Source organism: Streptomyces sp. SID5910 (assembly GCF_009862125.1).
Lineage (GTDB): Bacteria > Actinomycetota > Actinomycetes > Streptomycetales > Streptomycetaceae > Streptomyces.
On sequence record NZ_WWHX01000857.1, the window covers coordinates 1 to 11273 of the forward strand.

Genomic DNA, 11273 nt, shown 5'->3' on the forward strand with positions numbered 1-11273 from the left:
GCCCGAACCCGACAGCTCACCTCGCAGGCGTTGGAGAGGGACACACACATGCCTGCCAACGGTCAGAACCGTCACGCTCGAACCAGCCGCATCGCCCGCAAGCTCGCCGTCGCCGGTACCGGCGTCGCCGTGCTCGCCCTGCCGCTGATCGGCGCCGCCACCGCGTCCGCCGCCACCCCGGCCGCCACGACCACCGCCACCACGGCGACCACGGCGTACCCGGACAACCTCGACGGCTGGATCCGCGAGTCGCTGGACATCATGGCCCAGCACGGGATCCCCGGGTCGTACGACGGCATCCACCGCAACATCATGCGCGAGTCGTCCGGCAACCCGCTCGCCATCAACAACTGGGACATCAACGCCGTCAACGGCACCCCGTCCAAGGGGCTGCTCCAGGTGATCGACCCGACCTTCCAGGCGTACCACGTCGCCGGCACCTCCTGGGACTCGTACGACCCGGTCGCCAACATCACCGCCGCCTGCAACTACGCGGCCGACCGCTACGGCTCGATCGACAACGTCTTCAGCGCGTACTGAGCCGTACCCCGCGGTGAGCCGCGACCAGGTCCCCTCGGCGGACGGGACCTAGTCGGCTCCGAAGATCCGTTCGAGGACGACGGCCACGCCGTCGTCCTCGTTCGTCGTGGTGACCTCGTCCGCGACCGCCTTGAGTTCGGGGTGGGCGTCCGCCATGGCGACCCCGCGGGCCGCCCAGTGGAACATGGGGATGTCGTTGGGCATGTCCCCGAAGGCGATCGTCCGCCCCCGGCTCAGCCCCAGGTGCTCGGCGGCGAGCGCCAGACCGGTCGCCTTGGTGACCCCGCACGGCTGGAGCTCCACCGTCCCCGGCCCCGACATCGTGACCGTCGCCAGCGAGCCGACCACCGCGCGCGCCGTCGCCGCCAGCTCGTCGTCGGTGAGGTCCGGGTGGCGCAGCAGCACCTTGCTGATCGGCGCGCTCCACAGCTCGTCGCGCCGCTCGACGCGCACCGCGGGCAGGGTCGGGTGGGGCATCAGATAGCCCGGCTCGATGAGCGTCAGCCCGTCGACGCCGTCCTGGTCGACCGCGGCGTACACCTCCCCCACCTCGGCCTCGATCTTGCCGAGCGCGGTCTCCGCCAGCTCCCGGTCCAGGGTGACCGACCACAGCATGCGGTGCGCGCCGGCGTCGTACACCTGCGCGCCCTGTCCGCACACCGCGAGCCCCGTGCAGCCGAGGCCGTCCAGCAGGGGGCGGACCCTCGGTGCCGGGCGCCCCGTCACCACCAGGTGCCGCGCCCCCGCCCGGGCCACCCGCGCCAGCGCGGCCAGCGACCGTTCGGAGACGGTGTCGTCGCCGCGCAGCAGCGTTCCGTCGAGGTCGGTGGCGACGAGGGCGTATGCGGTGCGGTCCATGATCAGAGAATACGGACACCGCACCTGTCCGACTCACCCACGACCGGTTGCGCACGAGGTCGTTCGCAGGTGTCCGAAACCTGGCACAACACCGGCTAAAGGCAGTTAAAGGCCTGTGCACCAGTTGGCAACAACATGCTCTGCCTTCTACCCTCCGGACCGCCCCGGCGGTACCTTCCTTCTGTCCAGGGGGGACTTGATCGGGGGGTCGGGTTGAACGGCGGACGTGTACGTGTGCTCAGGCCGGGGGAGCTGGGCGAGGGGGAACGGGAGCGCTGGCGCGCGCTGCGCGCGGCGTCGAGATCGCCGCGCAGTCCGTTCATGGAGCCGGAGTTCACCGAGGCCGTGGGCCGGGTGCGGCCCGGGGCGCGGGTGGCGGTGCTGTACGAGGGCGGCGAGGCCGCCGGTTTCCTGCCGTACGAGCGCGGGCCGCTGGGCCAGGGCCGGGCGATCGGACTCGGGGTCTCGGACTGCCAGGGCGCCGTGCTGCGGCCGGGCCTCGCCCCGGACCCCCGGCAACTCCTGCGGGCCTGCTCCCTGTCGAGCCTCGCCTTCGACAACCTGGAGGCCGAGCAGGGCCTGTTCGTGCCGTACGCCGCCGAGGAGCACACCAGTTACGTCATCGACGTGGAGAAGGGCTACGAGGCGTACGAGAGCGTGCTGCGCGCCCAGTCGCCGAAGTTCCTGAAGACCACCCTCGCCAAGGAGCGCAGGCTGGGCCGGCAGGTCGGGGACGTGCGCTTCGTGTTCGACGAGCGGGAACCGGCGGCGCTGCGCACGCTCATGGAGTGGAAGTCGGCGCAGTACCGCAGGACGGGGCGCCGGGACCGGTTCGCGCAGGAGTGGATCACCCGGCTCGTCGGGCGGCTCGCCGAGACCCGGGCGCCGCAGTGCACGGGCACGCTGTCCGTGCTCTACGCGGGCGGGCGGCCCGTCGCCGCCCACTTCGGGCTGCGCTCGGCATCGGTCCTGGCCTGCTGGTTCCCGGCGTACGACCCGGAGGTCGCGAAGTTCTCGCCGGGGCTGGTGCTGCATCTGCGGATGGCCGAGGCCGCCGCCGCCGAGGGGATCGGCCTGCTCGACATGGGGCGGGGCGCGGCGGAGTACAAGGACTCGCTGAAGACCGGCGAACTTCCCGTGTACGAGGGGACGGCGACGCGTCCGGGGGCGGGCGCGGCGCTTCAGTGGCTCGGCCGGGAGCCGGCCCGCCGCGCGCACAGCTTCGTGCGCGGCCGGCCCCGGCTGGCGTCGCTGGCGGCACGCACGCTGAAGGGGGCGGCCCGGCTGCGCCGGCCGTGACGGAGGGGCAACCACGAGGGGGTGGGGCGCATGGCCGGGGCACGGCGTGCGCGGCAGGAGACACGGCAGGAGATCGACAGGTTCCTGAGCACGGAGCCGGTGCAGGTCGCCGAGCTGGACCTCGGGGACGACGAGGAGGCCGCCGCCCTCAGACCGGGTCCGGGCAGCCCGCCGGTGACGTCGGGCGCGGTGTTCGTCCTGGTCCGCAGGAGGGGCCGGCCCGTGGGCACGTTGCTCGCCCGGGTACCGGAGGGCGCGGACCCGACGCGGACACTGGCTGCGCTGGCCCGGCGCCTGCACCCGGCGCCGGCGGGCGGGCCCGGGGCCGCCACGCCGAACGGACGGCTCGGCTCACCGGTCGCGTCGCCGGGCGTCAGTGTCGTCGTGGCCACCCGGGAGCGGGCCCGGCTGCTGGGGCGGGCGCTTGACTCGTTGCTCGCGCAGGATCATCCGGACGTCGAGATCGTCGTCGTCGACAACGCCCCGGTGACCGACGAGACGCGGGAGCTGGTCGAGCGGAAGTACGCCGAGCGCGTGCGGTACGTGTGCGAGCCGGCCCCGGGGCTCGCCGTCGCCCACAACCGGGGGCTGGCCGCCGTCCGGGGCGAGGTGGTCGCCTTCACCGACGACGACGTGGTCGCCGACCCGCGCTGGCTCACCGAGCTGACCGCGCCCTTCGCCGCCGACCCGGGCCTGGGCTGCGCCACCGGGCTGATCCTGCCCGCGCGGCTGCGCACCCCCGCCCAGGTGCTGCTGGAGAGCCACGGCGGCTTCGCGAAGGGCTTCACCCCGCGCACGTACGACCCGGCGCACCCGCCCGCCGGCGAACCGCTGTTCCCGTTCACCGCGGGACGCTTCGGCTCCGGCGCCAACATGGCCTTCCGTACGGCGGTGCTGCGCGCGGCCGGCGGTTTCGACCCGGCGACCGGCGCGGGCACGCACGCGCGGGGCGGCGACGACCTCTACGGCTTCGTCCGCGTCCTCGCCCAGGGCGGGCGGCTGCACTACACGCCGACGGCCCTGGTCTGGCACCACCACCGGGAGACCTGGCGGGACCTGGAGACGCAGGCGTACGGCTACGGCGCCGGGCTCACCGTGTACCTCACGGCGATCCTGGTGAACCGGCCGGCGCTGCTGCCGGCGCTCCTCGCCCGGCTGCCGCGCGGCCTCGCCCACGCGCGCGCCCTGACCGCCGTCCGCGACACCGACGGCGGCGGCGCACCGGGCGGCCATGACGAACGGACCCACCCCTGGCCACGGCGGCTGTCGCGGCTCCAGCGGCGGGGGATGGTCTACGGGCCGGTGGGCTATCTGCGGGCCCGGTACGCCCTCCGGTCGGCTCCGAGGGGGACGCGATGACATCGGCGGGCGGCGACTTCATCCCCGTCTTCCTCTACCACGCTGTGATGGCCGATCCGCCCGACTGGATCGCCGAGTTCACCGTCGCTCCCAAGGAGTTCGCCGCCCATCTCGACACGATCGTCGACAGCGGACGCACACCCGTCACCATCAGCGCCGTCGCCGACCACCTCGCCGGACGGGCACCCCTGCCGCCCCGGCCCGTGCTGCTGACCTTCGACGACGGCTTCGCCGACCTGCCGGGCCCGACCGCCGAGGCGCTGGCCGACCGCTCGCTGCCCGCCACCGCCTACCTCACCACCGGGGCCATCACCCCGGGCGGCCGCAGCCTGCTGCCGCCCGCGCCGATGATGAGGCTGGGCGAGGCCGCGGGGCTGGAGCGCGCCGGCCTGGAGATCGGCAGCCACACCGTCACCCACGCCCAGCTGGACACCCTGTCCGGCAAGGACCTCGCGTACGAACTGCGCACCTCGAAGGACGTGCTGGAGGACGCCCTCGGCCACCCGGTCCGCCACCTCGCCTATCCGCACGGCTACAACAGCCCGCGGGTGAGGGCCATGTCGGCCCGCGCCGGCTACGAGACGGCCACCGCCGTACGGCACGCGCTCAGCTCCCGCCGCGACGAGCGGTACCGCATCGCCCGCCTCATCGTGCGCCGCGGCCACACCGTCGCCGACGTGCGGGCCTGGCTGGCGGGCGACGGCGCCCGGGTCGCGCCGTACCGGGACGGGCCGAGGACGATCGGCTGGCGCTGGTACCGCCGGGGCCGCGCCCTGCTCCACGGGCCGGAGTTCGCGGGGTGACGAGGGGCGGCGGTCCCGGTCAACCGTGTGGCTGGTTGAGGTACGGGTCACCGGCCGCCCCGCGCAGGGCGGCCCAGGCCCGGTCGCCGGCCACCGACAGGTCGCAGTTCGGCCCCGGGTCGCGGTAGTTCCACTGGAGGGCGGCCTTCACCCCCTCCAGGTCCTTGAGCACCCCGGGCACCCGCGCGTACCAGTCGGCCTGGCGGTCCGGCCGCTCCGGGTCGGAGGCGGTGCCGAACTCCGACAGCATCAGCGGCTTGTCGGCGGAGATGTGGCGGCGGATCCAGTCGTGGCTGTCCTGCTGCGTCTGGGCGAAGGTCAGCCACTTCGCCTGGTGGCACAGGTAGTAGTTGTACTGGTTGTAGCCGATCCAGTCGACGTAGTCGTCCCCGGGATACAGGCTCCGGAACAGGTCGGCGTGGTCCAGGTAGCCGGTGATGATCCAGGTCCACACCACGTTGTCGACGCCCAGGGCGCGGAACCGGTCGTGGAGGTGCCGGTAGGCCCGGACGTACTCGGCGGGGCTGCCGTTCTCCGGGGTGCGGGTGTCCATCTCCAGGTCGAAGGAGAGGAAGACCTTCTTGCCCGTCCGCTCGCCGTACTCCTTGATCCGGCGTGCCTGGACGTCGATCACCGAGTCGTCCAGCTCGCCGTCGGCTATCTGCCGCCACGTGGGCTGCTGCCGTCGCGTGCCGCCCCACCACTTGCTCTCCCAGGACAACAGCAGCATCCGGTTCCGGCCGACGCGTTGCTCCTGCTCGGTGAGCAACTGGCCTTCCAGGCGGGTGCCGGTGACCGCGGACATGTCGTGGTACGTGTACACGATGTCCAGCCTGCGGCCCACCCGCTGCTCATAGGCGTCGACCTTCTCCGCCAGGTCGGCCTTGTCGTGCGGCACGAAGGCTCCGAACCAGGCTCCGCAGGGCGGTTCGAGCAGTGCGGTGGGCCGGCACTTCGCGTCGTCGGCCGGACCGGACGGCCCCGAGGCGTCGCCCAGGGCGAGCACCGCGATCAGGACCGCGCAGGTGGCCGTGACCGAGGTGATCAGCAACCGCCGCCTGCTCGTGTCCCTGGGCCTGCGGTGCTGACCGGTCGTCGTCATCGTCGGTGGTGCGGTCGTGCGGCGAGCGGGTCGGGCGAACCTCACGGAGCGGAACCCTTCCCTGTCCCGGCCGCCGTCTCTCGTGCCGTGCCCGGCGCCGGGGAGGCGCGCAGGCGCGGGCACAGCGCGGCGAGCGTGGTCAGCATGGTCAGTGCGAGCAGCGTGCGTTCGCCGCTGAAGGCGCCCGCCGCGATCAGCACCGTCGCGACGAGGATGGCGGCGCTCACGCTGAGCAGGACGGCCAGCATCAGCCGTTCCAGCAGGTCGGAGTGGCGCTCGAAGTCGGCGTCGTGCCGCTCCACGGGCCCCTCGGCACGGCGGGCGCGCATCGCGGGGCCGTAGATCCTGACCAGTGCGGCTCCCGGGCCGACGGCCAGGAAGAGCGCGACCGCCGCCCCGCGGGGCGGCGACCCGTCGGGCAGGGCGAGCGCGGCGAGCGCCAGCCAGCCGCCGAACGCGGGCAGCATGCGGATCACCAGGTCCTGCGGTGTCATGACGCGATCCCTTCTCGGCTCACCGGCTCAGCCCGCCGGCTTCAGGACGTAGAGCACGCCGGCACTGTTCTCCGCCACGCGGGCGAACCGCGGCGACGCCGAGACGGACTCGCGGATGCGGGTCAACTGGGCGCGGTCGAGCTGCCCGTTCATCTCCGAGTTCGCCAACTGTCCCTGGGTGAGCAGGAAGTAGGCCCGGCCCGGGCGCTCCACTCCCGCCATGTCGCGGGCGAGCGTGCCGGCCGGGTCCCGCACGATCTCGTCGACGTGACGCCGGGCGTCGTCGAGGAACCAGTAGTGGTCGACGCGCCAGTACGCCTCGTAGGCCAGCGGATAGTTCCGGTTGGCGGCGACGACCAGGGAGCCGTCGGGCGCCTGGTCGAAGAGCTGCTGGACAAGGGCCACCTCCCGGGGCGGGAAGTAGTTGACGCGGTCCTTGCCGGAGTAGCTCGGCACGAACGCGAGCGTCCCCGCGAGCAGGGCGAGCAGCGGCGCCCACGCGGCGGGGCGCAGGGCGGGGGGCAGGGCGGGGAACAGGGAGGACGGAGCGATCCGGCGCCGGGTGGTGGCGGGCCGGTCTCCGCCGAGCTCCCCCGCGGTGGCGCCGGCGGCCTCGGCGGCCAGCGTGCGCACCTTGGGCAGGAGCGCGGCGGCGGCGAAGAACGCGGCTCCCGGCAGCATGAACATCAGCACCCGGAAGATCATTTCGCTGCCGTAGCTGCTCGCCGCGAACATCGGCAGCGGAGCCGCGGCGAGCAGCAGCAGCGGCATCGCCCGGCGCCGCAGCACCCGCTGGCGCAGCACCCCGGCCAGCGCAAGCAGCAGGACGGAACCCGACAGCAGCCGGGCCGCCCAGGAGGTCGCCACCGCGCCGGTGCCGGTGGGTGTGGTCCCGTACCCGGTCTCGACGTTGGCGCCGACGTCGCCGATGGAGCGGATCATGTCCGGCATCGCGGCGGACAGGAACGGCAGCGCGGCCGTGAGGCACCACGCCAGGAAGATCACGACCGCGGTGACCAGCGGGACCCAGTCGCGGTAGCGGCGCGTGCAGGCCAGGGCGACGAGGGAGACGACGAGCATGCCCGGCGTGAGCTGGTGCGAGACGACGACGGCCGTGACCAGCACGGTGATCAGCACCGTCCACACCGCCTGCCCGTGACGCCCCGGGCGCCCGCCGGACCTGGCGTACCGGCGCAGGACGACGGCCAGGACACCGAGGTGCAGGGCGAAGGCCACGGACTGCGGGGAGAAGTAGTCCTGGCCCACCCAGTTGGCGACGTAGAACAGCCACACCGCCGTCCAGATCAGTCTCCGGTCCTGGGTGAAGGTGCGGTAGATCAGCAGCAGCGGGAGCAGCAGCATCAGGCTGGAGACCAGCGGCCACCACGCCATGTACATCGCGGCGTCGTCCACGCCGAGCAGCCGCACCAGCGCGGCCTGGGCGGCGAAGAAGCCGGGCCACTGGTCGTAGACGGCCATGTCACCGAGCCGGTCGGCGCCCTGGAGTCCGCCGGAGGTGAGCAGGTGGCCGATCACCGCGTCGTGCTTCCACGCCCAGGCGTACAGCGGGTTCGGATAGAGCACGGCCTGCGTGGCCCGCTCCATCAGCAGCAGCGCGAGGACGTACGCGAACGACCAGCCGTTGCCGCGGCGCGGGTCGCGGACCGTGAACCAGAAGCCGGTGGTGAGGACGGCGAGGCCGGCCCAGAAGGCCGGGTGCAGGGCGGTGACCAGGCCGTAGTCGTCGAGGCGGGACACGTCGGTGTGCCGCGTCGCGAAGACCCACAGGGCGAGCGCGACGAGCAGGGCGGCGGCGGGCAGGGCGGCGGCGCGCACCCGCCGGGCGGCGGCGCCCGGTTCGGCGGGGTCCCGCGCGGGCGGCAGCGGCGGTACGGGAGCGGCGCCGCGGTCCGGGCGCGCGGACACGTCGTCCGAGGAGGCGGCGGCCGACTCCTGCGTGCTGCGGGAGGCCGCTCCGTGCTCGGGCACGGGCTCCGGTGCTGATCTCTCCCGTGGAGTTGCTGGCGGACGCACGACGGTTCCCCCCTGGCGGTTCGGCTCTGTGCTCGATCAGTCCCTGGACAGGTCGTTCGGTCTGCTGCGGTGCGCGAGTCGGGTCACCGCGGCCGGGCGGCGCAGTGACAGGAGCAGGACGGCGAGGACGAGCAGCGCGAGCAGCGGCGCGACGGCCGGCGCGAGCTCCTGCCGCCAGACCCAGCCCCCCACGGCGACGACATACAGCACCCCCCAGCGTCCTTGCCACGACAGCCGCCCGCCGGCCTTCGCCAGCAGCGGCCACAGCGCCACCAGACACAGCGATTGCAGGACGAGCGGCGCCCAGCGCAGAAGGGGCCCAGGACCGTCCAAGCCCACCGCTTCCGCCAGAAATCCGGCCATCTCCCTGTACAACGCGCCCTCCACCGGCCGCGGTTCCCGGCCGAGGGCGATGGGCGCGGCGTACAGGGCGAGTACGGCGGAGCCCAGCGCGGCGCCGGGCAGCCACGGGTCGGGCCGGGCGTACAGCGTCACGGACGCCGCGAAGCCGACGAGCAGGACCGCGCCCGCGACCAGCGCCGCCGGCGGCAGCCCGTGCAGCAGTTCCCGGCCGGTGAGCTCCGCCGGCGCGCCGTTCCCGTCCCCCAGCCACGGCAGTCCGCGCAACGCCAGCCAGTAGACGGCGGTGGCGATGCCGAGCAGCGTCCACAGTGCGTACGCGAGGCGCCGTTGCGGGGTGGCGTCCTCGTACGTCTCGGCGGGCTCGACGGGATCGGCTCGGTCGCCGGGGTCGCCGGGCTCACCGGGCTCACCGGGCTCGTCGGGTACGCCGGGTACGGCGTCGGCGGGGGCCGCAGGCGGCCGCACGATCAGGGCCAGCGTGTCCGCCTGCAACGCCTCGCGTTCGTAGCCGGGGCGGCCGATGAACAGGGTGGCCGTGTCCCCGTCGGCGTCCTTCTCCTCGTGGGCGGCCCGGCGCGCCCAGGTCGTGCCGTAACCGGCGGTCGCGTTCAACCGCGCCCAGCTGGTGCCGTAGTCCGGGCCCTCGGCGTCCCGGCCGCCGCGCTGCCTCCTGCCGCCGGTGCCCTCGCCGCCGCGCAGGGTGGAGCGCAGGCCGGGTACGCAGCCCACGGCGACCAGCGTCATGCTCAGCAGCACCGCCCAGCCGGCGCCTGCGATACCCGCCGGCGTGAACAGCACGGCCGCGCTGCCCAGGACGAGGGTGCACATGGCGCCCTGTACGGCGGCGAGCACGCCGGTGCGGCCCTGGACGCGCAGCACGCCGATGTACAGCTCGACGGCGATCCTCGGCAGCGCGCCGATGGCCAGCAGCCGCAGCACCGTGGAGCCGTGCTCGGCGTAGTCCGCGTCGAAGGGGGCGAGGATCTGCGGGGCGAACACGACCAGGACCAGCACGACCGGCACCAGCAGCAGCGTCATGCGGCGCAGCGCCCCGCGGACGCCGTCGGCGAGGCGGCGGGGGTCGTGCGAGGCGTGCGCGGTGAGCGAGGAGGCCATGTTGATGGCCATGAACTCCATCGTGCCGCCGACCGTGTACGCCACGTAGAAGTAGCCGTTCTCCGCGGCGCTGAAGCGGACCGCGACCATCACCGGCAGCAGGTTGATCATCGCCAGGCTGAACAGCGCGCCCAGCGAGTCGCCGGCCAGGAAGCGGCCCATCTCGCGGACCTTCGGCGGCTCCACGTCGTGGTCGGCGGCGGCCTGGCGCGGGATGAGCCTGCGGAAGATCAGCCAGCCCAGCGGCAGGGTGGAGAAGGCGATGGCCACGGCCCAGGACACGAAGATGCCGAGCACCGGCAGCGTGGAGGCGAAGACGGCCAGCAGGATCAGCTTCCCGACCGAGAACACCGCGTTCCCGGCGGGCACCCACTCGGCCTTGCGCAGTCCGGTCAGCACCCCGTCCTGGAGGGTGAGCAGCGCCCAGGCCACGCACGCGGCGACGAACAGCGTCCCGGCGCTCGCCGTGCCCAGCGGGGCGTACGAGGCGCCCCACAGGTCGAGGGTGAGCAGGAAGACGACGGCGGCCACGACGACGACCACCGAACTGGCCACGTACGCCCGCCACACGAGCGGTCCGGTCGCCCGTCCGGCGCGCGGCACGAAGCGGACGACGGCACCGATCATCGTGGTCGCCGTGATGCTGGCGAGCAGCCGCATCGCGGCGATGGCGGCCGAGCCCTGGCCGACGGCCTCCTCCGAGTAGTAGCGGGCGGCCACGAGCCAGAAGCCCAGGCCGAGCACGGCGGAGACGCCGGTGCTGAGCATGAGGAAGTAGGCGTTCTTGAACAGCGAGTCGGAGCCGTGCCCGCTCCCGGACGGCTCCGCGTCGCCGTCCGCGCGCGTCGCGGCGGCCTCGTGCACCCGCGTCTCAGCCACGGGACGTACCCGCCCCCTGCGGCGCCTCGGCGGGCCGCGCCCCGGACTCCTCCAGCACCCGGACGACCGCGCGGGCGCGCAGCGGGTCGACGGGCAGCGCGTGCCGCGCGAACCAGCGGGCGCCCTCCGGGCTGGGCGAGAGGTCGGTGAACTCCGCGCCCGCGTAGTCGTCCAGCGGCGGATCGTAGAGATACCCGACGACGATGCCCCGCCGGGCCAGCGCGGCGATCGCGGCATCCCGGTCGGCCACGAACAGCGGCACCCGGAAGAGGGGTTGCGCCTCGCCGGACGGCGGGGCGGCGGGGCGACGCCCGTCGGGCTGCGGAGCGGCAGGGCGATACCCGTCGGGCTGCGGAGCGGCAGGGCGATGCCCGTCGGGCTGCGGAGCGGCAGGGCGATGCCCGTCGGGCTGCGGAGCGGCAGGGA

At 74.0% G+C, this 11273-nt stretch carries 9 protein-coding genes, 1 pseudogene and 1 riboswitch; of the genes and pseudogenes, 4 read left to right on the forward strand and 6 right to left on the reverse strand.

Features of this window, described 5'->3' with window-relative positions:
- Positions 1–45: riboswitch (cyclic di-AMP (ydaO/yuaA leader) on the forward strand. This riboswitch is flagged as partial in the annotation.
- A gap of 3 nt (positions 46–48) precedes the next feature.
- Positions 49–540, forward strand: a complete 492-nt coding sequence (locus tag GTW67_RS30175) for a transglycosylase SLT domain-containing protein (protein ID WP_161167925.1) — start codon at positions 49–51, stop codon at positions 538–540.
- A gap of 48 nt (positions 541–588) precedes the next feature.
- Here GTW67_RS30175 and GTW67_RS30180 read toward each other — a convergent pair whose 3' ends face one another.
- Positions 589–1398, reverse strand: a complete 810-nt coding sequence (locus GTW67_RS30180; RefSeq protein WP_161167926.1) for an HAD family hydrolase — start codon at positions 1396–1398, stop codon at positions 589–591.
- 234 nt (positions 1399–1632) lie between these two features.
- On the opposite strand from GTW67_RS30180, the gene GTW67_RS30185 reads away from it, so the two are divergent.
- The 3 genes from GTW67_RS30185 to GTW67_RS30195 are packed head-to-tail and all read left to right on the forward strand — an operon-like array spanning position 1633 to position 4859.
- Positions 1633–2697 carry a GNAT family N-acetyltransferase gene (locus tag GTW67_RS30185; RefSeq protein WP_346010784.1) on the forward strand — a complete coding sequence of 355 codons (1065 nt, stop codon included), beginning with the start codon at positions 1633–1635 and terminating at the stop codon, positions 2695–2697.
- A gap of 30 nt (positions 2698–2727) precedes the next feature.
- Complete coding sequence (locus GTW67_RS30190) at positions 2728–4056, forward strand: glycosyltransferase family 2 protein (RefSeq protein WP_161167928.1); 1329 nt, start codon at positions 2728–2730, stop codon at positions 4054–4056.
- Entirely contained in the window at positions 4053–4859 is an 807-nt protein-coding gene (locus GTW67_RS30195; RefSeq protein WP_161167929.1) for a polysaccharide deacetylase family protein, read from the forward strand. Before GTW67_RS30190 ends, GTW67_RS30195 begins: the two co-directional genes overlap by 4 nt.
- 19 nt (positions 4860–4878) lie before the next feature.
- Here GTW67_RS30195 and GTW67_RS30200 read toward each other — a convergent pair whose 3' ends face one another.
- The 5 genes and pseudogenes from GTW67_RS30200 to GTW67_RS30220 form a co-directional block, all read right to left on the reverse strand.
- Positions 4879–5961, reverse strand: coding sequence for a glycoside hydrolase family 26 protein (locus GTW67_RS30200; protein WP_161167930.1), 1083 nt, complete (start codon positions 5959–5961; stop codon positions 4879–4881).
- Positions 5962–6002: 41 nt separating this feature from the next.
- Positions 6003–6455, reverse strand: a complete 453-nt coding sequence (locus tag GTW67_RS30205) for a hypothetical protein (protein ID WP_161167931.1) — start codon at positions 6453–6455, stop codon at positions 6003–6005.
- A gap of 27 nt (positions 6456–6482) precedes the next feature.
- Complete coding sequence (locus GTW67_RS30210) at positions 6483–8339, reverse strand: glycosyltransferase (RefSeq protein ID WP_237519096.1); 1857 nt, start codon at positions 8337–8339, stop codon at positions 6483–6485.
- Positions 8340–8525: 186 nt separating this feature from the next.
- Positions 8526–10847, reverse strand: coding sequence for a polysaccharide biosynthesis protein (locus tag GTW67_RS30215; protein ID WP_161167933.1), 2322 nt, complete (start codon positions 10845–10847; stop codon positions 8526–8528).
- A pseudogene (locus GTW67_RS30220) lies at positions 10840–11273 on the reverse strand (hypothetical protein); the annotation flags it as partial. The gene GTW67_RS30215 and the pseudogene GTW67_RS30220, both read right to left, overlap by 8 nt.

What these genes read in the sequence shown, in the direction of transcription:
- GTW67_RS30175 (WP_161167925.1), top strand. Translation starts at nt 49, where the DNA reads ATGCCTGCCAACGGTCAGAACCGTCACGCTCGAACCAGCCGCATCGCC.
- GTW67_RS30180 (WP_161167926.1), bottom strand. Translation starts at nt 1,398, where the DNA reads ATGGACCGCACCGCATACGCCCTCGTCGCCACCGACCTCGACGGAACG.
- GTW67_RS30190 (WP_161167928.1), top strand. Translation starts at nt 2,728, where the DNA reads ATGGCCGGGGCACGGCGTGCGCGGCAGGAGACACGGCAGGAGATCGAC.
- GTW67_RS30195 (WP_161167929.1), top strand. Translation starts at nt 4,053, where the DNA reads ATGACATCGGCGGGCGGCGACTTCATCCCCGTCTTCCTCTACCACGCT.
- GTW67_RS30200 (WP_161167930.1), bottom strand. Translation starts at nt 5,961, where the DNA reads ATGACGACGACCGGTCAGCACCGCAGGCCCAGGGACACGAGCAGGCGG.
- GTW67_RS30205 (WP_161167931.1), bottom strand. Translation starts at nt 6,455, where the DNA reads ATGACACCGCAGGACCTGGTGATCCGCATGCTGCCCGCGTTCGGCGGC.